23 protein-coding genes are annotated in these 20,899 nt (G+C 71.3%); 10 read left to right on the plus strand and 13 right to left on the minus strand.

Going from position 1 to position 20,899, the window contains the following annotated elements; all coding sequences use genetic code 11:
• Nucleotides 1–8 precede the first annotated feature (8 nt).
• From ACQUS8_RS05940 to mbhE, 12 genes are all read right to left on the minus strand, one after another.
• Entirely contained in the window at nt 9–506 is a 498-nt protein-coding gene (locus tag ACQUS8_RS05940; RefSeq protein ID WP_435098362.1) for a DUF7519 family protein, read from the minus strand.
• The gene (locus ACQUS8_RS05945; protein ID WP_435098365.1) at nt 503–1,768 is read right to left on the minus strand and encodes a DUF58 domain-containing protein; all 1,266 of its coding nucleotides are present in this window, start codon (nt 1,766–1,768) and stop codon (nt 503–505) included. Before ACQUS8_RS05945 ends, ACQUS8_RS05940 begins: the two co-directional genes overlap by 4 nt.
• Entirely contained in the window at nt 1,765–2,364 is a 600-nt protein-coding gene (locus tag ACQUS8_RS05950; protein ID WP_435098368.1) for a DUF7269 family protein, read from the minus strand. Before ACQUS8_RS05950 ends, ACQUS8_RS05945 begins: the two co-directional genes overlap by 4 nt.
• Complete coding sequence (locus ACQUS8_RS05955; protein ID WP_435098371.1) at nt 2,361–3,320, minus strand: DUF4129 domain-containing protein; 960 nt, start codon at nt 3,318–3,320, stop codon at nt 2,361–2,363. Before ACQUS8_RS05955 ends, ACQUS8_RS05950 begins: the two co-directional genes overlap by 4 nt.
• Nucleotides 3,321–3,371: 51 nt before the next feature.
• Nucleotides 3,372–3,887, minus strand: a complete 516-nt coding sequence (locus ACQUS8_RS05960) for a hypothetical protein (protein ID WP_435098374.1) — start codon at nt 3,885–3,887, stop codon at nt 3,372–3,374.
• Nucleotides 3,888–3,930: 43 nt separating this feature from the next.
• Nucleotides 3,931–4,326, minus strand: coding sequence for a monovalent cation/H(+) antiporter subunit G (mnhG, locus tag ACQUS8_RS05965; RefSeq protein WP_435098377.1), 396 nt, complete (start codon nt 4,324–4,326; stop codon nt 3,931–3,933).
• Complete coding sequence (locus tag ACQUS8_RS05970; protein ID WP_435098380.1) at nt 4,323–4,610, minus strand: monovalent cation/H+ antiporter complex subunit F; 288 nt, start codon at nt 4,608–4,610, stop codon at nt 4,323–4,325. Before ACQUS8_RS05970 ends, mnhG begins: the two co-directional genes overlap by 4 nt.
• Entirely contained in the window at nt 4,603–5,172 is a 570-nt protein-coding gene (locus ACQUS8_RS05975; RefSeq protein ID WP_435098382.1) for a Na+/H+ antiporter subunit E, read from the minus strand. The genes ACQUS8_RS05970 and ACQUS8_RS05975 overlap by 8 nt, the downstream gene beginning before the upstream one ends.
• Complete coding sequence (locus tag ACQUS8_RS05980; protein ID WP_435098385.1) at nt 5,169–6,731, minus strand: complex I subunit 5 family protein; 1,563 nt, start codon at nt 6,729–6,731, stop codon at nt 5,169–5,171. The genes ACQUS8_RS05975 and ACQUS8_RS05980 overlap by 4 nt, the downstream gene beginning before the upstream one ends.
• Nucleotides 6,728–7,129 (minus strand): sodium:proton antiporter, encoded by a 402-nt coding sequence (locus ACQUS8_RS05985; RefSeq protein ID WP_435098388.1) that lies wholly within the window; start codon nt 7,127–7,129, stop codon nt 6,728–6,730. Before ACQUS8_RS05985 ends, ACQUS8_RS05980 begins: the two co-directional genes overlap by 4 nt.
• Nucleotides 7,126–7,605 (minus strand): MnhB domain-containing protein, encoded by a 480-nt coding sequence (locus ACQUS8_RS05990; protein WP_435098391.1) that lies wholly within the window; start codon nt 7,603–7,605, stop codon nt 7,126–7,128. Before ACQUS8_RS05990 ends, ACQUS8_RS05985 begins: the two co-directional genes overlap by 4 nt.
• Before the next feature lie 175 nt (nt 7,606–7,780).
• Nucleotides 7,781–10,141, minus strand: a complete 2,361-nt coding sequence (gene mbhE / locus ACQUS8_RS05995) for a hydrogen gas-evolving membrane-bound hydrogenase subunit E (RefSeq protein ID WP_435098394.1) — start codon at nt 10,139–10,141, stop codon at nt 7,781–7,783.
• A 358-nt stretch (nt 10,142–10,499) separates the two neighbouring features.
• Here mbhE and ACQUS8_RS06000 point away from each other — a divergent pair, with 358 nt between their 5' ends.
• From ACQUS8_RS06000 to ACQUS8_RS06010, 3 genes are all read left to right on the plus strand, one after another.
• Entirely contained in the window at nt 10,500–10,751 is a 252-nt protein-coding gene (locus ACQUS8_RS06000; protein WP_435098397.1) for a hypothetical protein, read from the plus strand.
• A gap of 136 nt (nt 10,752–10,887) precedes the next feature.
• Nucleotides 10,888–11,631 (plus strand): DNA-directed RNA polymerase subunit epsilon, encoded by a 744-nt coding sequence (locus ACQUS8_RS06005; protein WP_435098400.1) that lies wholly within the window; start codon nt 10,888–10,890, stop codon nt 11,629–11,631.
• 68 nt (nt 11,632–11,699) lie between these two features.
• Entirely contained in the window at nt 11,700–11,894 is a 195-nt protein-coding gene (locus ACQUS8_RS06010) for a cold-shock protein (protein WP_435098403.1), read from the plus strand.
• A gap of 86 nt (nt 11,895–11,980) precedes the next feature.
• Here the strand turns inward: ACQUS8_RS06010 and ACQUS8_RS06015 are convergent, their stop codons facing one another.
• A complete protein-coding gene (locus ACQUS8_RS06015; RefSeq protein ID WP_435098406.1) occupies nt 11,981–13,603 on the minus strand; it encodes a BCCT family transporter in 1,623 nt (540 codons plus the stop codon).
• 356 nt (nt 13,604–13,959) lie between these two features.
• Between ACQUS8_RS06015 and ACQUS8_RS06020 the strand changes: the two genes are divergently transcribed.
• From ACQUS8_RS06020 to ACQUS8_RS06050, 7 genes are read left to right on the plus strand one after another with little or no spacing between them, the layout of a single operon-like run.
• Nucleotides 13,960–16,089 carry a type II/IV secretion system ATPase subunit gene (locus ACQUS8_RS06020; RefSeq protein ID WP_435098409.1) on the plus strand — a complete coding sequence of 710 codons (2,130 nt, stop codon included), beginning with the start codon at nt 13,960–13,962 and terminating at the stop codon, nt 16,087–16,089.
• On the plus strand, nt 16,090–17,922 hold the full coding sequence (locus ACQUS8_RS06025; RefSeq protein WP_435098412.1) for a type II secretion system F family protein: 1,833 nt from the start codon (nt 16,090–16,092) through the stop codon (nt 17,920–17,922).
• The gene (locus tag ACQUS8_RS06030; RefSeq protein ID WP_435098415.1) at nt 17,919–18,647 is read left to right on the plus strand and encodes a DUF7289 family protein; all 729 of its coding nucleotides are present in this window, start codon (nt 17,919–17,921) and stop codon (nt 18,645–18,647) included. Before ACQUS8_RS06025 ends, ACQUS8_RS06030 begins: the two co-directional genes overlap by 4 nt.
• Nucleotides 18,644–19,099 carry a DUF7266 family protein gene (locus tag ACQUS8_RS06035; protein WP_435098418.1) on the plus strand — a complete coding sequence of 152 codons (456 nt, stop codon included), beginning with the start codon at nt 18,644–18,646 and terminating at the stop codon, nt 19,097–19,099. Before ACQUS8_RS06030 ends, ACQUS8_RS06035 begins: the two co-directional genes overlap by 4 nt.
• Nucleotides 19,096–19,854, plus strand: a complete 759-nt coding sequence (locus ACQUS8_RS06040; RefSeq protein ID WP_435098422.1) for a DUF7263 family protein — start codon at nt 19,096–19,098, stop codon at nt 19,852–19,854. Before ACQUS8_RS06035 ends, ACQUS8_RS06040 begins: the two co-directional genes overlap by 4 nt.
• Nucleotides 19,847–20,263: a DUF7262 family protein gene (locus ACQUS8_RS06045; RefSeq protein WP_435098425.1), complete on the plus strand. Its 417-nt coding sequence runs from the start codon at nt 19,847–19,849 to the stop codon at nt 20,261–20,263. The genes ACQUS8_RS06040 and ACQUS8_RS06045 overlap by 8 nt, the downstream gene beginning before the upstream one ends.
• A complete protein-coding gene (locus tag ACQUS8_RS06050) occupies nt 20,260–20,781 on the plus strand; it encodes a DUF7261 family protein (protein ID WP_435098428.1) in 522 nt (173 codons plus the stop codon). Before ACQUS8_RS06045 ends, ACQUS8_RS06050 begins: the two co-directional genes overlap by 4 nt.
• Nucleotides 20,782–20,899 lie beyond the last annotated feature (118 nt).

Below are 20,899 nucleotides of genomic sequence, written 5' to 3' on the forward strand. Positions count from 1 at the left end.
CCCGTTTCTCAGCGGAGCGTCCAGACGAGCAGGAGCGCACCGACGAGCATCCCGACGAGCGCGACCACGGGGCGGCCGCCGAAGCCGACGAGCGCGACGGCATAGACGACGGCCGCCGAAAGCGTGAGAACGGCGGCGCTCGCGGCGGCGTGGACGAGTTCGGCGTCGCGTGTTTCCGCCCGGGAGCCGAGTTGCTCGCCGAGCGAGACGGCGTTCTCGCCGACGTCCCACGCGAAGAGCGCCGCGGCGGCGGTGACGAGCGCGGGGAGCGGCCCGGCGCCGAAGGCGCCGAGGAGGACGGCGGCGAGCGCGAGCGCCGCGGTGCCGAACCCGAGGTACCGCCGGCGGCCGCGTCGGACGCCGAGCGCGAGACCGACGGTTCCGGCGAGCGCCGCGCTGACGGCGTAGAGGCCACCGGTGGTGGCGACGGCGACGCAGACGACGCCGGCGAAGACGGCAAGGGCGGCGCCGACGTCACTGGGCGAGCGGTCGACGGCGTCGCTCACCGCGACCACCCCCGTGCGGCGCGGGTGAGCGCGACGGCGAGCGGGTCCGCGGGGTCCCAGTCGACGACGCGGACGCCGGCCCCCCGGAGTTCGCGGATGCGCGTCCGGCGTTCGACGGCGGCGACCCGGCCGCCGACGGTGTCGCGACCCGTGACGTCGGGACTGAGGACGGTGACGGGGTGGCCGTAGCTCTCGAGACGGCGCGCGGTGAAGGCGCTCGTCGCGTCGAGCAGCGGCGTGGCGAAGACGACCTGTGCGTCACTGGGGACGTTCTTGCGGAGGCGGCGGAACGCGAGGACGTCCGGCGTCGCGCGCCCGTGGCCGGTGGGCGGGAAGGCGTCGTCGAGCGCGAGCCGGTCGGCGAGTCGGAGGCGATGGTCACGGCCGCTCCCGGGCGGGAGCCACGTCCACGTCGGGCCGTAGGCGGCGAGGCCGACTTGGTCGCCGGCGGAGAGGAGGGCGGCGGCGACGTCACCCGCGCCCCGGATGCCGTGTTCGAGCGCGGCGACACCCTCCTCGTCGGTGGTGTAGGCGTCCTCGCGGGCGTCGACAACGAGGACGACGCTCGCGGCGCGCTCCTCGCTGAACTGGACGGTCGAGAGGTCGCCGGTGCGCGCGAGGCGCCGCCAGTCGACCCGGGAGAGCGGGTCGCCGGGCCGGTAGTCGCGGACGGCGTGAAACTCGACGCCGCTCCCGGGCGTGCTGGTGGTGACGCGGCCGACGCGCCGGAGGGTCTGTGCACGCAGCGGCGGCGCGTCGATGGTGGTGAGCGACGGCACACACTCGAGGCGGGTCTCGGGGCCGACGGCGCGTTCGCGTTCGAGCGACCCGGGGAGGTTGCGGCTGTAGACGGTGAGCGGGTCGAAGTCGTGGCGTCCCCGGGTCGCCTCGACGGTGTAGGTGAAGGAGAGGGTGCGCCCGGCGCGGAGCGCGCTCGCGGCGCGCGGCGACCCATCGACGACTTCGAGGGCCTCGGGAACGCCGTCGACGACGCGGACGTCGGGGAGGAAGCCCCCGTCGTTCGTGACGGTGACAGTGACGGCCACGTCTTCGCCGGGGTCGGGGTCAGTCTCGGAGAGCGTGCGCTCGACGGTGAGCGACGGGTCGGGCGCGTCGGTCGCGTCGGCGTAGCCGGCGACGGCGGCGGCGAGCGCGCCGACGAGGAGGACGGCGGGCGAGCGCAGAATCGCGGCAAGGCCGGCAGCGGCGAACGTGAGCGCGGTGACGCCCGCCCAGCGTTCGGTGCGTCGCGGGTCGCTCATCCGGACACCTCCTCGGTTCGCCCGGCGTCGTCGGCCTCGCGGAGGCCCGCGATCCGTTCGATTTCGGCGAGCGCGTGGCGGAAGCGGACGTCGAAGACGGACGCGCGCCCGAGGAGTTCGCGGAGGCGGAGGCGCGTCGGCGCCGGTTGCGCGTCGTCGGCGAAGAACGCGGCGGCGTGCGGGTCGTCCGTCCACGTCCCCTCGCGGAGTCGCGACTCGGCTGCCTCCTCGGTGAGGCCGTCGATGGCGACGAGCGTCTCGACGGCGAGGTCGTGGAGGCGGTCGCGAGCGACCGGGCGCGCGCTGGCGCGGGCGTTCGTGCGGGCTTCGGCGTACGTCCGGTCGAAGGACTTGCCGGGGCGGCCGGCTGCCCGTCGGGTCTCGACGTCCGGTGGGTCGGCGCGCTCGGCGTCCGCTCTGGTCGCGCGGGCGTCCCGGTAGGCGAGGTAGGCGGCGAGGAGCGCGACGACGCCGACGACGGTGATCGCGGCTTCCGCGAAGGAGAGGCCGGCGACGAGCCCGGGGGCGAACGCGATGACGATGCCGGCGACGGCGGCGAGGAGGCCGAGCGCGAGGAGGACGCGGCGGGCGTTCACGGCCGCTCACCTCCCTCGGCGTCGCCGTAGGCGGCTTCGATGGCGCGCAGGGCGTCACGGGCGCGCGCTTCGCGTTCCTCGTCGGCGGCGTGGCCGCCGTAGCGGACGTCGTTGAACAGGTCGGTGAGGACGTCGACGTGCTCGGGGGCCATGCCGGCCTCGCGGGCGGCGGCGGCGAACTCCTCCGGCGTGCTGGATTCGGGGTTCGGGACGTCGAGGAGGTCGGTCATCTCCGTCCACGCGCGATAGACTTCGTTCTCGGCGTCGGCGTCGCGCTCGTCGAGTCGGTCGGCGGCGGCGCCGGCGGCGCGGCCGACGTCCGCGAGCGTCTCCTCGTCGGCGTCCTCCGCCTCGGGTTCGACCTCGTCGCTCTCGCCGGTGGCGTCGGTGTCGCCGCTGGCGCGGAGGAAGACGACGGCGAGGACGAGGACGGCGCCGACGAGGAGGAGCGCGAGCGCGGGCGGCGTGCTGACGGCGCCCGCGGCGCCCCCGCCGCCGCTGCCGTTCCCGGCGAATGGTATCGGGTACTGCGAGAGGTTCGGTGCGCCCGCGGGCGGCTGGTTGTCGGGGAGGTCGCTCGCGCCACAGTCGGTGAGGAGGGCGTAGACGAGGAGTCCGGGGAGGAGTGGCGTGCCGACGACGACGAGGGCGGTGAGCCAGTCGTGGCGCCGCCAGAGGAGGGCGCCGGCGAGGAGCGCGACGAGCAGGACGCCGAGTTTGAACTGCCACGTGAGGAGCGGGGGGACGCACGCCCCGGCGAACGCCGTCGGCGGGCCGCCGCCGGTGCCGTTGGCGCTGGCGTTCTGGCCACCGAGGTTACCGCCGCCACCGAAGCCGAAGCCACCGCCGCCACCGCCACCGCCGGTCGTGGTGGGGTTCGTGATGGTGGCCGCGGCCAACCCGAAGGCGAGGAGGCAGACGCCGACGACGAGGAGGGCGCGGAGGGTGCGGTTCACGGTGTGACGTATCCCTCACGATAATTATACCCATCGAACGCGCGTTCAGTGTTACCGTGACACGTTCGCGGCGAGGACGATGACGTTGGAGGGACGGTGGACGACGCGGACGTGGAGGGATTCGCCCTCGGGGACGGGCGCGGAGCCGTCGTCGGTGGCGAGGTGGAGGCGGAGCGCCTCACCGGCCTGCCACGTCCCGCCGGACTCGAGCGGGCCGCCGACGGCCGTGACGACGTCGTCGCCCCGCGTGCAGCTACACCCAGCGAGCGAGCCGTTCGGGTGCGGGAAGCCGGTGACGGTGGTCTGCGCGCCGTCCGGGCGGACGACCGTAATCGCGAGGTCGGAGACGGGTACCGCCTCGCCGGCGCGTTCCCGAATCGCGACGGTCTGCGTGCCGTCGGGCGCCGTCGTCAGCGTGGCGTCGCTGGCGGAGACGGTCGGTGCGCTCGCCGCCGAGTCGGTGAGGACGTAGAAGCCGCCCCCGACGGTGGTGGCGAGCGTGACGGCGAGCGCGAAGAGGAACGTGGTGGCGAGCGGCGAGGAGCGCCCGACGTCGCGCGACGACATTGACGGGCGGTAGCGGCGGCCGACAGTTGAAGCTCCCGGCCGTCTAGTCGTCCGATGGCGGGGCGCGGAAGCCGTCCGGGTCCTCGTACATCTCGACACCGAGTTTGCGCGCGGCGCGCGAGATGAGATGGGAACCGACGGGCACGGTGGCGAAGAGGAAGACGATGCCGACCAGACAGGTGAGGCCGGCACCGAACGGCCCGAAGCGGACGAACCCGGCGAGGAACATCGAGGCGGCACCGAGCGTGGTCGCCTTCGAAGTGGCGTGCATGCGGTTGTAGACGTCCGGGAAGCGCCAGAGGCCGACCGTCCCGACGACGACGAAGAACGTCCCGACGACGACGAGGACGGCGACGATGGCGAGCCGGAGGTCGGAGGGGCCGGCGTGGCCCCCCGTGGCGGCACCTTCTGACGCGGCGGCGAGTGCGTTCGGAATCATTCGATGATGTCACCCTCCGTGAGGTATTTCGCGGCGACGACGGTCGTGACGAAGCCGACGATGGCGAGCATGACGGCGACGAGCACGAAGAACGACTGGTCGACGTCGAGCGCGTGCAGGACGACGATGGCGACGACGCAGGTCCCGATGGCGTCGAGCGCGACGGTGCGGTCGGGGACCGTCGGGCCGACGACGACGCGCACCGCGCAGGCGAGCGTCGCGAGCGCCACGACGACGCTCCCGAACGTGAGGGCGGCGTCGTAGACGACCTGGACGCTACTCATCGTTCACCTCCAGGCGCGCCGGTTCCGGCGCGGGCGCGTCCGGGTCGGTCTCCTCGTCGAAGATGACGAGCGCGTAGCGCTCCCAGCGCCGCACGGGGGCGACGAGGCCCTCCACGTCGGAGGCGTCGACGGCGTGGACGTGGAGCGCGTTCTCCTCGGCGTCGTAGTCCATGGTCAGCGTACCGGGCGTGAGCGTGATGGAGTTACCGATGGCGGTGATGGCGGCGTCGCTCTCGACGCGCAGCGGGATGACGACGACGCCGGGGTCGAGTGGCATCGACGGCGCAAGCACGCGCTTGACGACGTCGACGTTCGCCGTGAGGAGTTCGTAGACGAACACCACGACGTACTTCACGGCCGCCGGAACGGCGGTGGGTATCCGCGAGAGGTCGCTGCGTCCCGGGAAGAGCTTGCGGAAGGCGTAGGTCACCGGGAGTGAGAGCGCGAGACCGACGACGAGGCCGGCGAGGAGCGCCCGGGGCGTCCCCTGCGTCTCGGCGACGAAGAGCCAGACGACGGCGAACGCGAACCCGGCCGTCACCCAGCGTGGCACGCGGGTCATGCGCTCCCACCTCCGAGGACCGCACGGATGTAAGCGTCGCGTCCGGCACCCGTGGCGACGTGGCCGGCGGCTTCGGCGAACCGGTAGACCGGGTCGAAGCCGACGCCGACGACGAGGATGCAGGCCGCGAAGGCGACGATGACGGCGACCTGCACCCGGTCGGGCGCGGCCATCGCCTCGACGGCGGGGGGCCGTTCACCCCAGAAGCCGCGGTTCCACGTCCGCGAGACGTAGCCGATGGTGAGTATCGCACCGAGGACGGCGACGGCGAGCACGCCCGTCGAGCCGCCGACGGCGGCCGACCGGAAGACGAGCAGTTTCCCGAAGAAGCCGGCGAGCGGCGGAATCCCGACGAGCGAGAGCCCACCGACGAGGAACGCGCCGGCGAGCACCGGCGTCCGGCCGGCGAGCCCGCCGAGGTCCCCGAGGTCCGTGGTGCCGGCGGCCTGCCCGACGGTCCCGGTAACGAGGAAAAGTAGGGGTTTCGCGAACGCGTGGTTGAGCGCGTAGACGAGCGCCGCGGCGACGCCGGCGGCGCGCAGGTCCGGGACGGCGGCCGCAACGACGAGCGGCAGGACGATGAAGCCGACCTGCCCGATGCTGGAGTAGGCGAACGTCTCCTCGAGGCTGGGCCGGTCGAGCGCGACGAACCCGCCGACGAGGACGGACGCGCCCGCCATCACGAACAGCACGGGACCGTAGGCGGCGAGCAGGCCCGTATCGAGGTAGGGGAGGACGACGCCGGGGCTGGCCGCCGCGAACACCGTGAAGCCGAGGCGGACGATGGCGTAGACGCCGACCTTCTTCGCGACGCCGGCGAGCATCGCGGCGGCGGGCGCGGGGGCCGCCGAGTAGGCGGCGGGCACCCACCACTGGAACGGCACGAGGCCGGCCTTCAGCGCGAAGACGGCGAGCAGGAGGAGCGAGAGCCCGAGGACGGGCGCGGACTCCGCGGGCGAGGCGTGCGCCAGCCAGCGCGCGATGTCCGCCATGTTGAGCGTGCCCGTGACCCCGTAGATGCCCCCGACGGCGAGCAGCATGACGCTGGAGCCGACGAGGTTCAGCACGACGTAGCGCGTCGCCGCGAGCGTCCCGTCCTTCCCGCTGTAGAAGGCGACGAGGCCGTAGGAGGCCATCAGCGTCACCTCGAACCAGACGAAGAGGTTGAAGACGTCGCCGGTGAGGAACGCGCCCGTCGACCCGACGAGCAGGAAGTGGAAGAGCGTGTGGTAGGAGACGCGCTGACCGGGCGCGTGCACGTACCGGAGGCTGTAGACGAGGACGAGGGGCGCGACGACCGCGGTCATCGCGAGCATGAACGCCGAGAGCGGGTCGGCGACGAGCGTGATGCCGTACGGTGCCGGCCAGTCGCCCACCTGATAGGCGAGGGTATTCGCCGGCCAGACGCGCGTGAGGAGCGCCCCAACGGCGACCGTGTATCCGACGGCCCCGAGCAGGCTGACGGTGCGCTGAACGCGCGGCGCAGTCCGCGTGAGGATGGCGGCGATGGCCGCGACGAACGAGACGAGCAGCGGCGCGATGACGAGGTTCGTCGTCATCGGACCGCCCCCGTGATGTCCTCGAGGTCGATGCTGCCGTGCTCCTCGTACGTCCGGTAGACGAGGACGAGCAGGAGCGCCGTCGTCGCGAAGCCGATGACGACGGCGGTGAGCACGAGCGCCTGTACGAGCGGGTCCGTGACGTTCTCCGCGCCGTGGCCCTCGACGATGGGCGCGACGCCGCCGATACCGCCCATCGTGATGAGGTAGACGTTCGTCGCCTGCGAGAGCACGAGCACGCCGAAGACGACGCGCACGAGGTCGCGCCGAAGGACGAGGAACGTCCCGGCGGCGAAGATGACGCCGAGCGTCAGCGCGAGGACGACTTCGACGGACGACCCCGACGCGCCGCCCGACCCGGTGGCGGCGACGAGGCCGGCTCCGAGTGCGCCGGTCATTCTGCACCCACCACCGAGATGATCGTGAGGAGCGCGCCGACGACGACGGCGTAGACGCCGAGGTCGAAGACGACGGCGGACGCGAGTTCGATGTCTCCGAAGAGCGGGACGGTCGCGTGGCGGAACGTCTGTGTCATGAATGGGATGGTCGAACCGGTGAGGTAGCCGTAGGCCATCGCGGCGATGCCGCCGGCGACGGCGATGCCGAGGCCAGCCGCGAAGAGCGACTGGTAGTCCCGGACGATGCCGTGCTGGACGTGCTCAACGGCGGTCTCGACCTCGCGGCCGAGGACGCGGTCCTCGACGCCGTCGAGGCCGAAGGCGAGGTAGGCGAGCGCCATCGCGGACGCGGTGAGGACGCCCGCGATGAAGCCGCCGCCCGGGAGGTTGTGCCCCTGCAGGAAGAACGCGAACGAGACGACGAACCCGAGGGGGACGACGACGCGCGCGACGGTGCGCAGGATGACCGTGCTCACGCGAACCACCTCGTGGTTCGCGTGAGCCAGCCAGCACGGTCGCTGGCGCTGCTCACGCCGACTGCCGGTCGGCGTTCGCCGTTCCGCGACCCCTCACTTCGTTCGGCGTCGCGTGTCACGCAAGCCACCTCCGCGTGTCGAATGTGACTTAGTCGGGCCATAGGTCCGACGCAAGTCATGGCGTCTCACCCCGCTCGCGCATGACGACGAGAGTCAACACCGCGACGGCGGCCATCGCGATGACGGAGATTTCGCCCATCGTGTCGATACCACGGAAGTCCACGAGGATGACGTTAACGAGATTGTGGCCGCCGGCCTCGGGGACGGCGTTCTCCACGAAGTAGGAGGCGATGCTGTCCGGGTTCGCGCCGGTGGCGACGAGCGTCGTGACGGTGACGAACCCGCCGACCAGAACGGAGAGCACGGCGTCCTGTGCGGCGCGCGAGCGGTTGATGCGCCCGTAGTAGCTCGGCAGGCGGTCGAGGACGATGAGGAAGACGACGAACGTCACCGTCTCGACGACGACCTGCGTGAGCGCGACGTCGGGCGCGCCCGCGAGGACGAAGAACACCGTGACGCCGAAGCCGACGACGGAGAGCGCGAGCACACCGGCGACGTGCGATGGCGCGCGAATCGCGGCGAGCGCGGCGAGCGCGGCGACGGCGAGGATGATGGCCAGCGGAATCCCGAGCGTCATCTCGCCGAATGGGATGGCGACGCTCGTCGCGAGGTAGCCGAAGCCGCCGAGGGCGATCGAGCCCGCGAGCGTCCACGAGGCGTACGTCCGGAGGGTGTCCGTCCAGAGCGTCCGGTGGGTGGCGGTGCTCGCGCGGTTCGCGCCGAAGACGAGCGTGTCGTACCACCAGTCCGCGCCGAGCGGCGGGACGGCCGCCAGCGTGCCCGTGACGGCGGCCTGGATGCGCGGCCACACGAAGTAGGTGAACGCGCCGCCGACGAGCGTGAGCGCGCTCATGGCGACCGCAGGCGTGAGATACGTCGGGAAGGCGTAGTGGAAGGTGAGGTGTTCAACGCCCGGCGAGAGCGTGCTCGCGATGACGTGTCCGACGAACTTCTCGAGGGGGTAGAGCGGGTAGCCCAACGCCGCGGTGACGCCGCCGAGGCCGATGACGCCCGCGATGCCCGCGAGGAGGACCGGCGGACCGTTCATCGACCACGGCGCGCTGTGGACGTGGCCGAGCGACTCGGGTTTCTGGCCGAAGAAGACCGAGAGGAAGCGCAGCGAGTAGACGAGCGTGAAGACGCTCCCGACGACGGCGATGACCGGGTAGACCCACGTCAGCCCGCCGTCGTGGCTGGCGAGGTGATAGGCGGCCTCGAAGAGGAACTCCTTCGAGTAGAAGCCGTTGAACGGCGGGACGCCGCCCATCCCGAGCGCGGCGATGACGGTAACCCCGGCGACGACCGGGAGGTCGCGCCAGAGCCCGCCCAACTCGTCGAACTGCCGGGTGCCGGCCTCATGGGCGACGATGCCGGCGACGAGGAAGAGCGCGGCCTTGAACGCCGCGTGGTTGAGGATGTGGAAGACGCCGGTCTCGGCGCCGAGCGCGCTGGAGAAGCCAAAGCCGGCGACGATGAGGCCGAGGTGGCTCACCGTCGAGTAGGCGAGGAGTTCCTTCAGTTCGGTGGCGCACACCGCGAGCACTGCGGCGATGAGCATGGTGACGAGGCCGAGCGTGACGAAGATGTGCGTCCAGTCGTCGCCGACGAGAATCGGACGCATCCGTCCGAGGAGGAACACCCCCGCCTTCACCATCGTCGCGGAGTGCAGGAACGCCGAGACGGGCGTCGGTGCGGCCATCGCGTTCGGCAGCCAGACGTGGAGCGGGAACTGCGCGGACTTCGCGGCCGCGCCCACGCCGACGAGCGAGACGATGGGGAGGAGGAGGCCGGCTTGTTCGACGGCGGCCCGCGTCGCCGCGGGGTCGGCGAGCATCGCCGTGAGACTGTACGTTCCGGCAACGGAGGCGAGGAGTACGAAGCCGACCAACATGAAGAGCCCGCCGCCGACCGTCACGAGGAACGCCTTGCGCGCGGAGTAGCGCGAGTCGCGCGACTCGGAGTAGTGGCCGACGAGCAGGAACGACGCGATGCTCGTGAGCTCCCAGAAGCAGAAGAGCACGACGAGGTCGCCGGCGTAGACGACGCCGAGCATCGACCCCATGAAGGCGAGCATCGTCGCGTAATACTTCGTCTGGCCGGGCTCTTCGCGCATGTAGCCAGCGGAGTAGACGAAGACGAGGACGCCGACGCCGCTGGCGAGCGCGCCGACGAACGTCGCGAGGCCGTCGACGTAGAAGCCCAGCGTGATCTCTAGGGGGCCGACCCACGTGACGGACGCGCCGCCGTGGGTGCCCGCGAGCGAGACCACGAGCGCGAGGCAGACGGCCGCGACGGCGGCCGCGTAGTACGCCGTCCGGTTGCCGAGCTGTCGTGCGACCGCGGGCGTCGCCGCCGCCGCGGCGAACGGCAGGCCGACGAGGGCGACGAGCACCCACAGGTCGGGTGTCGGTTGCACACTCGATTGGTAGGGGAGTTTGATTATAAAGGTGGTCAAGATAGCGTCCGACGCCGCGGCGACACCTTAGCCAGTCGCCAGAAAACGGAAGTGACGAGCCACCGTCACAATGGGTGCGCGACGCTCCGGCGGCACTCGGCGGCGTCGTCTCGGAGCCACCACCACCCTCACCTGACGCCGGCGGTGGCCGGGGCGTGCGCTCCGTCGTCGGACGTGTGCCGCGTTCTGCCGTTGGCGCTTCTACAGCCGTTCGACGTAGAGGACGACTGCCGTGTGGACGTCGGGACGAACGGCAATTCGTGTTAGCTCGTCGCCAGAAACACGAAAGGGGTGGGCCCGCACGTACGACACGCGAGAGATGTCGGTCGAACGGGAGGAGAACGAGAGCCGTGTCGAAGCGCCCACGCTGACCACGCGAGTCCGAACCGCCGCTGCGTCCGTCGGAGTGTACGACCTGGTGCTCGCCGTCATCCCCCTCGTCCTCACCGGAGGCGCGCTGGTGGGAACAACCGGCCACGTGTCGTTCACCGCCGGCACGGCCGGCGGGAGTCTCGCCGGCGCCGTGCTCGTCTGGTACGCCGTCTTCGGCATTCCGCCGGGCTACAGCTGACTCGTTTCTTTAAGTTCTTCTCGTCACAAGCAGTAGATACGAGCGAGGGACGGCCCGTCGGGGCCGCCCCGATTTTTCCGTCACAGTCCGCCGGCGAGTCGTGCGTTTATCCGTCTGCGCACGGTAGCGGGAGTCGATGACCGACGCCGCCACGTCGACTCCCGACCAGTTCGAAGTGGTCGAGGAGGAGGACGTCAGCACGCGCCCCGGGGACGGCGCGCTCGCGCGGGCCGCCCACCAGCGTGACACCACCATCGGGCGCTGGGGCCCGACAAGTCCGAGCGCCACCCAGATTGGTCGCGCGCGCTCACCCGAGGAGGACGTCTCCGAGAACCTCCGCCGCCTCCACGACGAACGCCACCCCGCGACCGAAGGCCACGGCGCGCGCCAGCACCGACTGGAGAAACTCCGCATCACGCACGCGCTCTGCAACGACCTCGACGTGACGCCGTGGCAGCGCGACCGCGCGCTCGGCGTGATGGTCGACCTCGATTTGACCGCGTTCGGCAGCCAGCGCGCCATCGAGAAGGTCGCGCTCGTCACCATCCGCCACGTCGTCGACGACGAGCGCGAGCGCTACCTCGGCCTGCAGGACCAGGAATGGCTCGCCGGACAGTCCCCCGAGCGCCTCGAGGCGCTCTACGAGCAGTTCACCTCCATCACGGACGAGCCGCACTTCGAGGAGCTCGCGGAGAAGCACGGCCTCGAAATCACGAACCTCAACCGCCTCCGCCGGGTGCTCCGCGAGCAACTCGACGAGCAGGACCTCCACGGCGCCGTCTACGGCCGGAACCCCTACCGTGACCCGAACCTCCCGAGCGCAGACCTCCGCGATTCCGAGGAGGACGTAGAATCACGGGACGAGCGCGGGGCGGAGTGAGGCGGGCGGCACGACGGCTCCGACCCGCCGGAGACGTTATCCGTCTGGCCTGAGTGCGTTTCGTTGTCATGGCGACCGGAACGGTTGACTTCTTCAACGAGACGAAGGGCTACGGCTTCATCGAGACCGACGACGCGGACGACGACGTGTTCTTCCACATGGAGGACATCGGCGGCGAGGACCTCGAAGAAGGCCAGGAAGTGGAGTTCGACATCAAGCAGACGGACAAGGGGCCACGTGCGGAGAACCTGACGCGCCTCTAAGCGCGAGCGCCCCAGTTTTTCGGACAGCCACACCGTGGAGCGGCGGCCACGCGCGCCGTCGTGAGGGAAAAGGGAGGTGTCGGCCGTCAGTCCGCGGTGGTCGGTGCGCCGTCGTCGTCAGTCGGCTCGGCGTCGTTCGTCGCGGGCTGAGAGGGCTTCTCCGGTTTCGCCTCGGTGATGATGCTGGAGTCGGTCTCGCCGAGTATCTCGCGGGCCGCACGGTAGCTCGCGTAGACGATGGCGAGCAGGAACACCGTGAACGGCAGCGCGAGCACGCCGGCGAAGGACTCGATGGCGCCGAAGCCGGAGAGCTGCAGGCTCATAATTCCGAAGACGGCGAGGAGGACACCCCACCATGCGCGGATGCGAGCGTTCGGGTTCTCGTCGCCGAGGGTGATGGCGGAGACCATGAACACCGCGGAGTCGAGCGAGGTGATGATGTAGCCGGCGATGACGAGGACGAAGATCACGGCGAGGAGGTTCCCGAGCGGCGTGATGGAGAGCGCCGTCGAGATGGCTGCCGGAATCCCGGAGGACGTGTAGGCGGCGGTGACGGGCTCGCGGTAGCCGGGCGCGAGCACCCAGGCGCCGATGAGCGAGTGCTGAACCCACGTCAGGGCGGCGGGCGCGACGACGAGCACGAGGAACATCTCGCGGATCGTCCGGCCCTTGGAGACGCGGGCGACGAAGCTCCCGACGAAGATACTCCACGCGGCCCACCACGCCCACCAGAAGCCGGTCCACTGGCCGGCCCACGTGCTCTCGGTGCCGGGGACAGTGTAGAGCATGAGGTGGAACATGTTCGAGAGCCAGACGCCGGTGGCGTTCAGGCCGAGTTCGAACATATAGAGCGTCGGCCCGACGACGACGAGGAGCGCCATCGCGATACCGATGAGTATCATCGTCGCACGCGCGGCGTTCCGGATGCCGGAGCGGAGGCCGAGCCAGATGTCGAAGAGGAAGACGGCGCCGATGACGGCGAACAGCAGGTAGGTGAGCGCCATCGACTCCATGCCGAACGTCCCGCCGAGGATGGACGAGACGGTCTGCGCGCTGAACCCGAGCGTCGTCGCGATGCCGCCGATGCTGGCGACGATGGCGGAGAGGTTCACCAGCCAGTGGAACCAGCGGTGGTCCTCGACGCTGATGAGGTTGCCGAGCATCGCGCCGACCTTGTACTCGCCGACACCCTGCGTGTAGACGATGATGCCGAACGCGATGCCGACGGGGAGGTACCACATCGCAAGGCCGGGGAAGACCTCGTGGATGTACATGAACGCGAGCGCGAGCGACCCGGGCGTCGCCGAAACAGGCATGTTCGGCGGCGGGGAGTTCGCGATGCTGATGGGTTCGCCGACGCCCCAGATGAGGATGGACGCACCGAAGCCGACGGTGAACACCATCGAGAGCCACGAGAACGTGTCGAAGTCGGGTGTGGCTTCCTCGCCACCGATGCGGAGCTTCCCGTACTTGGAGAAGGTGAGTGCGGTGACGAGAATCAGGAGGAGGAAGCCGAGGAGGATGAACCACCAGCCGAACCACTTGAGTACCCAGTCGAACGCGCCGTTCATCGTCACGCTCAGCAGTTGCGGGTCGACGAGGCCGACGGCGGCGAGTCCGAGGAGGACACCCATCGCGACAACGAACAGCGCGAGTTCGGCGCCGTCGGCGTCCTCCAGGCCGAAGATGTAGCGTGGCGAGAGCTTCATGAGTGTGTCGAGGTGTCAGACGGTCCCGGGTCGTGCGTGGACGGCCAGTCGCCGTTGCCAGCCCCGAGGCGGGATGCCCGGGTATCGGTGCGCGAACGCGCGGCCGGCGTCCGCGCGCGGCCGCTTACCGTGTCGCAGTTCCGTGGAGTCATCGTGATGTAGCAGGGCTTGAGCGGAGTCGCACAGATATACCCTGCGAAAGGGATTCGAAAACGGACCGCAGAGGCCTTGTGGTGGTCGTTCACAAGGGGCGTATATATGTCGGCGAGACCCACCGCGTCCGTAACCCGAAGCACTGCTACGGTTACGCATAACCAACCGCGACCTTATACCCATACGTCTATTGACACTATACGATGGTTTTCTCGCTCCCCTCACTCGCGGCGCCGGACGACGCCGCGGCGTGGTACGCCCCCGACGTCCGCGCGCAGTACGAGTCCTCCCCCGGCGTCGTCGTCACCGTCCGCGACGACGGCGTGGGCTTCACCTACGACGTCCGCGAGCCCGTGCTCACCGCGGCTGACGCCGGCGCGCGCGAACGGGTCGGCGCGCACTTCGCGGACGCTCACCTGGAACGGCCGCTGACGCGCGAAGGCACCGTCGAGCGCGCCGCCGCCGGCCTCGACCCGAAACACCGGCGCATCGTCGACCGGCTCGCCCCCGACGCGCCCGCGAGTCGCCGCCGCCTCCGCTACTACGCCCTCCGCGACCTGCGCTGTCTCGGCGCGCTGACGCCGTACGCCCTCGACGAGCGCATCGAAGTCGCGGACGCCGCCGACGACCACCTCGTCGTCCACACCGCCGACTACGCGCCCGCGCGCACGACACTGCCCGCGCGGCCCGCGCACCTCGGGCGCTTCCTCTCCCAGCGCGTCGACACCTACACCGTGCCGTTCGGCGACTTCGACGTCCCCGTCGTCGTCTACCGCGAACACCTCCTCGGTGCCGACCCCTTCGACCTGCAGTACGCCGTCCAGGAACCCCCGCTGCTCCCCGGCGACGCCGACCTCGTCGAGGCCTGCAAGGAGCGGGTCTGGGAGACGAACGTCGCGGACGTCGTCGCCGACCGGAGCGCGTTCGTCCGCGAGCACGCCGAACGCTACCTCTCGCGCGCCCTCAGCGCCAGACAGACCCGCGCGTGGCGCGAGGCCGCCGACTACCGCGTTCGCGCAGTGCTCGCCGCCTACGACCTCGCCGTCCCGCCCGTGGACCGGCGGTTCAGCGCCGACCGCCTCGACGACCTCGTCTACTACGTCCTCAGGGACTTCGTCGGCGACGGCGAACTCACCGTCCCCATCCGCGACGAGCGCCTCGAGGACGTCGAGGCGAACCGCGTCGGCGAGCGCGTGAAAGTCGTCCCTCGGGGCGGCAACGAGCGCGTGCCGACGAATCTGGTCTTCGAGGACGAGACGCGCTTCGTCAGCCTCGTCACCCAACTCGCCGCCGCCGACGGCGTCGAGTTGAACGCCTCGAACCCCTCCGCGAAGGTGAACCTCCGGCCGCCCGAGGTGGACGACGACACCACGATTCGGTGTGCCGTCGCGCTCCCCGTCATCAGCGAGGGCGGCCCGCATGTCTCCATCCGCAAGCAGGCCCCCGACCCACTCACGCCAGTCGACCTCGTCCGACAGGGAAGCATCCCCACCGAGGCCGTCGCGATGCTCTGGATGGCCTACGAGCGTCACGCCGCCGTCCTCTTCTCCGGGCCGACCGGCGCCGGGAAGACGACGCTGATGAACGCCCACCTCCCCTTCGTCCGCTTCGACGACCGACCCATCAGCATCGACGAGGGCAGTCGTGAAGTCCGACTCCCCCACGAGACCGGCGTCTCGCTGACGACGCGCGACCACGAGAACCCCTTCAAGCGCGTGACGATGGCCGACCTCATGACCGAGACGAACTACCTGAACCCCGACGTCGAGGTCATCGCCGAAATCAACACGCCCGCCAGTTTTGAGACGTTCGGCGAGGTCCTCAACACCGGCCACGGCGTCATCGGCACGACGCACGCCGAGGACATGGAGACGCTCGTCAACCGCGTCGTCGAGCGCGGCCTCCCCGCCTATCTCCTTCGGGAAGTCGATCTGGTGGTGTTCCCGCGGCACGTCGACGGCGCGCGCTACGTCGGCGAACTCGTCGAACTCGTCCGCGACCCTGACGCCCCCGCTGACGGCGAAATCGTGAAGGGCGAAACGACGATTCGCTACCGCCGCCTCGTCACCCGGACCCACGACGGCGGCTTCGTCGTCCACGACGCCGACTCCGCGTTCTTCGAGCGCCTCGCCACCCGGACCGACCGGAGCGTCGCCACCGTCCGCGCCGAGTACGAGCGCAAACACCGCTACGTCCGCTACCTCGTCGAGGCGGACGTCAGCGACGCCGACGACCTCTTCGCGTTCCTCGCCGACCTCCAGGTCGATGAGGCCGCGACCGTCGAGCGCATCCGCAGCGACCGCGCGAACGCCCGCGCCGACGGGGGACGCTGAGTGGCCCGCCGCGTCGAATCGCTCGACCGAGCGTGCTACGCACTCTTCGGCGGCCGCGCCGAGACGTCGCGCCACGACCGGGACCGCCAGCACTACCGTGCGACCACCGTCGGCGTCGGCTTCGACGTCTACGTTGCGCGCGTCTACGCGCTCGCCGTCCTCGTCGGGCTGCTCGGCGGCACGCTCGCGCTCGGCGTCGTCCTCCTGCTCGCCGACCAACTCGCCGCCGCACTCCCCGTCCTGGTTCCGGCGAGCGCTCTCGCGCTCAGTGCCGGTGGTGTCGTCGGCCTGCTCGCCGGTGACGCGACGATACGCGCCGGCGGGCGCTACCTCCAGTTCGTGGCGCGCGCCCGGCGCGCCGACATCGAACGTACCCTCCCCGGTGCCGCGCGCTACCTCCGTGTCCTCGCCTCCGGCGGTGCCGACGAACGCACGCTTGTCCGCCGCGTCGCCGAACGCCCCGACGCCTTCGGCGAGACCGCCGCCGAGTTCCGCGCCGTCCAGTCGCGCACCGCGCTCACCGGGAGCATCGACGAGGCGTTGCGGGGTGTCGCGCGCGACACGCCCTCGCGCGACCTACTCGCGCCCTTCCTCCTGAAGTTCCGCGAGCACGCCCAGCAGGGCCCGGACGCCGTCGAGAGCTACCTCGAACTCGAGTCGCGCATGCTCGCGAACCGCCAGTCGCGCTCCAACGAGGAGGCCGCCGGCGTCCTCGAGTTGCTCGCCGAACTGTTCGTCGTCCTCCTCGTCGTCCCCGCGCTCCTCGTCATCGTCGTCACCGTCCTCGGCGTGCTCGCACCGTCACTCGGCCGCCCCGTCCCCACCGTGTTCGGCCCCGTGACCCTTCGCGCGCTCGTCGTCTACGGCTGCGCCGCGAGCGTCATCGCCGTCGGCGCGGGCGCCGCCGTCCTCGTCGACTCGCTCCGCCCCGCGGGCTACGGCCTCGACTGGTACACCCGGAGCCTCGACCTCTCAGGTGTCGTCCGCGGCGCGCTCGACAACCCCGCGGACGCCATCGCCGTCTTCCCCGTCGTCGGCGTGCTCGCGGGTGTGGCGCTCCTCGTCGCCGGCGTCGACGCCGTCAACGCCGTCCTCCTCGGCTACGCCGCCGGCGCGATACCGGTCGGATTGGTCGCCGTCCGACGCGCCCGCCGCGACGACGCGAAGGACCGCGAAATCAAGGACTTCGTCCACGGCGTCGCCGGCTACGTCGGCCTCGGGAACCCGCTCCCGCGCGCCGTCGAAGCCGTCGCCCGCGACGCCCACCTCGGCCCGCTGAAGGCCGACGTCGCCGACCTCGCGTTCAACCTCGGCCTCACCGCCTACGGCGGGGAAGTCCGCCGGGAGGCGCTCGCGCGCTTCACCCGGAAGGTCGGGACGCCGCTCGCCGACCAGTCCATCGGCCTCGTCACCGGCGCGCTCGACACCGGGAGCGACGCCGAAACCGCCTTCGAGGCGCTCCAGACCGAAATCGGGCGGCTCTACGACGAGCGCAAAGCCCTGCGCGCGCAACTGCAGGTCTACGTCGCCGTCGGCTGGACGACAGCACTCCTCGTCGTCGGCATCATCGTCGTCGTGAACGCCTACGTCCTCGGGAGTTTCGCGCAACTCGCCGCCGTCCACGGCGTCGGCACGAGCCTCGCCATCGACCCGAGCGCCGTCGACCCGGCCCGCGACCGCTATCGCTTCTACGTCGTCACGCAGGCGACGATGCTCGCTTGCGGCTGGTTCGCCGGGGCCGCGAGCCGCGGGCGCTACGAGGCGCTCCTCCACTCCGGCGTCCTCGTCGCCCTCACCTACGTCGTCTTCGCCGCCACGGGGATGATGGGATGAGCACGCGTGACTCACACCCGCGCGACTCGCGCGGCCAATCCCACGTCGTCGGCATCGTCGTCCTGCTCGGCCTCGCGATGCTCTCGCTCACCGTCGTCACCGCCGGCGTCGGCGTCGTCGTCGACGACACCGCCGCGAGCGCGGACGCGACCCGCGTCGCCGCAATGCTCGAGGACGCCTTCCGCCCCACTGAACTCACGGGCACCCGCACCGTCGCCGTCCCGTTCGCCGACGGCGACCTTCACACCGAAACCCGGAGCCTGCGCGTCCTCGGGAGCGACGGCCGCGTCGTCTACGCGACGGACACGAACGCCGTCGTCTTCGACGCCGACGACCACGGCGTCACCAGCCTCGCCGGCGCGACGCTCCTCCGAAACGACGGCTGGGCGCAGGTCCGGCGCGGCCTTCCCGTAACCGTCGGCGAGGACGTCCTCGTCGTCGGCGTCGTCCGCGTCAGCGGCGACGTCGCCGTCTCCGGGAGTGGCGGGTCGGGCGCGCGCCTCCGGACCGTCGTCACCCACGACCGCGCGAGCCTCGGCCCCGGAACCTACCGCCTCGCCGTCGAGACGGACCACCCCGAGGCGTTCGCCGCGTATTACGAAGACCGGAACGTCACCGTCTCGACCCACGACTTCGACGGCGACGGCCGCGCGAGCGTCGTGCTCGCGTTCCCGCCGGCACGCCACGCCTACGTCGTCACGCACGACGTCGAGGTGTCGACGTGAGCGACTCGCGCGGGATGACGCCCGTCGTCGCGAAGACGCTCGAAATCGGCATCGTCCTGCTCTACGTCGCGCTCGTCACCACGACGCTCTACGGCGGCGTTGTCCCGAGCGCGCAGGCGGACGCCGCGAGCGTCGTCGGCGACCGGGCACTCAGCGCCGCCGCGGTCGGCGTCGAGGACGCCGTTCCGTCCGTGAGCGGCGAGGCTGTGACCGTCCGCGCTGAGGTCACGCTCCCCGACACCATCGGCGGCCAGCCCTACGCGATTCGCGCCGACGGCCGCACGCTCGTCCTCGACAGCCCGGTCGCGGGTGTCGGGGGCGACGCGCCGTTGAGCCTCCCCGGTCGCGTCACGAGCGTCTCGGGCACGTGGCACAGCGGCGAGTCGCTGTCCGTCGTCGTCCGCGGCGACGGGGACGCCCTCAGCGTCGAACTCCGTGAGGTGGCGCGATGAGCGAGCGCGGCCAGGCGAACCTGCTCGCGCTCGGCGTCGCCCTCCTCCTCGTTTCCGGCGCGCTCGGCGTCGCGCTCGCCTTCACCGGCGGGGCGTTCGGAAGCGTCGACCGCGGGAGCGAGGACGCCCGACTCGCCGACTCGCTCGCCGCGAGCGCGGTCGCCCCCGACAGCGTGCTGACCACCCGCGCGAACGTCCTCGACGCGGCGGCGCTCGACGGCGTGAACGCCACCGCCTTCGAGGCGGCGTTCCCCGCGGCCCGCGGCCGCGCCGTCCGTGTGACCCTCGACGGCGACCCGCTCGTCGAGACCGGCGACGCGAGCGGCGGCGCGCACGTCGAACGCATCGTCCTCGTCGCCGAGCGACAGACGCGGCGGTACGCCCCCGCGTTCGCCGACGGTGGGGTGCTGACGCTCCCGCGGCGGACCGACCGCCTCACCGTCACCGTCCGACCGCCGCCCGGCACCGTCGTCGAGTCCGTCTCCGTGGACGGCCGCGTCGTCCTCGCCGAACCAGTCGTCTACCCCGACACCGTGAACACCACCACACAGACACCGAGCGACCCGCTGAACGCCACCGACCCCGCCGTCCCGACCGGCGGCCTCGACGGGACCTACCGCGTCTCGGTGAGTCGCTACCGCACGGCGACGGTCACCGTCGCGTCGAACGTCCCGCTCCCCGCCGGGAGCGTCGTCGTCACCTCCCACCCAGTCGTGACGCACAAGGCCACGCTGGGGGTGCGCGTCGATGCGTGAGGACGATTCGCGCGGCCAGCTCAGCCTTCCCGTCATCGAGGCGGCGCTCGGCGTCATGCTCGTGCTCGCCGTCGTCGCCGGCTTCGCGCTCGGCGTCCCCCACCCGGGCGGCACGGAACGCCAGCTCGGTGTCTACGCGCACGACGCCGCGACCGTGCTCGCCGACGAGCCGCCGCGCCACGGCGGGGCGACCCGGCTCGAGGAAGTGGCGGCCTCGCCCGCGAGCTTCGAGCGCGAGAAGGGCGCGCTCCGCGAGCGCCTGACGCGCGTCCTCCCCGCGAACTGCATGTTCCGCGTACTGACGCCACACGGGACCGTCGGCTACCCGCGGCCCGCGGGCGTCCCCGCCGGCTACGCGACTGTGCCGACCGCGAACGGCCCCGTCACTGTCGAGGTGTGGTACGTATGACGGACGAGCGCGGCCAACTCGTCCTCGTCGCCGCCGTCGTAATCGCCCTCGCGTTCGTCCCCGTCCTCTTCGCCTACCTCCAGTTCGGCTACGCGGGCGACGCGACCGCCATGACCACGCGCGACGACACCGGCGCGGCCACCGTCGCCGCGCTCGACCGGAGCGTCGACACCGCCGCCCCGCACGTCTCGCGTCAGTACGCGTGGCACGAGAGCGTCCACGCCGTCGACGCCTATCGTGCGGCGCTGGACGGCCGCCTCGCCGGCATCACGAGCGCCGGCCTCGCCGACGGGACGGCCGTCGTCGTCGACTACAACGCGAGCGCCGCCACGTCGTACGCTCGAGCGCACTGTCCGACGGGCGACGGGCGCACCTTCGGACCGTGTGACGCCACCGAGGGCGTCGTCGTTCAGGAGCGCGCGGACCGAACACACGTCCTCGCCGTCGCCTTCGACGTCACCATCGTCGAGGACGGGAGCGAGACGCACCTGACCGTCGTCGTCCGGCGCGCGGGCTAGGCACTCGCGTCCGCGACGACGACGTGGAGGCCTTTTTGCGAGTTGCCGCAGGCGAGAAAGTCACGTCTCGAGGGCACCATACTGGCAGACGTCCGAAAAGAGGTTATCGGCCGTGTGG

This window comes from Halarchaeum sp. P4 (assembly GCF_051195175.1).
In the GTDB taxonomy this organism is placed as follows: Archaea; Halobacteriota; Halobacteria; order Halobacteriales; family Halobacteriaceae; genus Halarchaeum.

What these genes read in the sequence shown, in the direction of transcription:
- ACQUS8_RS05945 (WP_435098365.1), bottom strand. Translation starts at nt 1,768, where the DNA reads ATGAGCGACCCGCGACGCACCGAACGCTGGGCGGGCGTCACCGCGCTC.
- ACQUS8_RS05960 (WP_435098374.1), bottom strand. Translation starts at nt 3,887, where the DNA reads ATGTCGTCGCGCGACGTCGGGCGCTCCTCGCCGCTCGCCACCACGTTC.
- mnhG (WP_435098377.1), bottom strand. Translation starts at nt 4,326, where the DNA reads ATGATTCCGAACGCACTCGCCGCCGCGTCAGAAGGTGCCGCCACGGGG.
- ACQUS8_RS05970 (WP_435098380.1), bottom strand. Translation starts at nt 4,610, where the DNA reads ATGAGTAGCGTCCAGGTCGTCTACGACGCCGCCCTCACGTTCGGGAGC.
- ACQUS8_RS05975 (WP_435098382.1), bottom strand. Translation starts at nt 5,172, where the DNA reads ATGACCCGCGTGCCACGCTGGGTGACGGCCGGGTTCGCGTTCGCCGTC.
- ACQUS8_RS05980 (WP_435098385.1), bottom strand. Translation starts at nt 6,731, where the DNA reads ATGACGACGAACCTCGTCATCGCGCCGCTGCTCGTCTCGTTCGTCGCG.
- ACQUS8_RS05985 (WP_435098388.1), bottom strand. Translation starts at nt 7,129, where the DNA reads ATGACCGGCGCACTCGGAGCCGGCCTCGTCGCCGCCACCGGGTCGGGC.
- ACQUS8_RS06000 (WP_435098397.1), top strand. Translation starts at nt 10,500, where the DNA reads ATGTCGGTCGAACGGGAGGAGAACGAGAGCCGTGTCGAAGCGCCCACG.
- ACQUS8_RS06005 (WP_435098400.1), top strand. Translation starts at nt 10,888, where the DNA reads ATGACCGACGCCGCCACGTCGACTCCCGACCAGTTCGAAGTGGTCGAG.
- ACQUS8_RS06010 (WP_435098403.1), top strand. Translation starts at nt 11,700, where the DNA reads ATGGCGACCGGAACGGTTGACTTCTTCAACGAGACGAAGGGCTACGGC.
- ACQUS8_RS06015 (WP_435098406.1), bottom strand. Translation starts at nt 13,603, where the DNA reads ATGAAGCTCTCGCCACGCTACATCTTCGGCCTGGAGGACGCCGACGGC.
- ACQUS8_RS06020 (WP_435098409.1), top strand. Translation starts at nt 13,960, where the DNA reads ATGGTTTTCTCGCTCCCCTCACTCGCGGCGCCGGACGACGCCGCGGCG.
- ACQUS8_RS06030 (WP_435098415.1), top strand. Translation starts at nt 17,919, where the DNA reads ATGAGCACGCGTGACTCACACCCGCGCGACTCGCGCGGCCAATCCCAC.
- ACQUS8_RS06040 (WP_435098422.1), top strand. Translation starts at nt 19,096, where the DNA reads ATGAGCGAGCGCGGCCAGGCGAACCTGCTCGCGCTCGGCGTCGCCCTC.
- ACQUS8_RS06045 (WP_435098425.1), top strand. Translation starts at nt 19,847, where the DNA reads ATGCGTGAGGACGATTCGCGCGGCCAGCTCAGCCTTCCCGTCATCGAG.
- ACQUS8_RS06050 (WP_435098428.1), top strand. Translation starts at nt 20,260, where the DNA reads ATGACGGACGAGCGCGGCCAACTCGTCCTCGTCGCCGCCGTCGTAATC.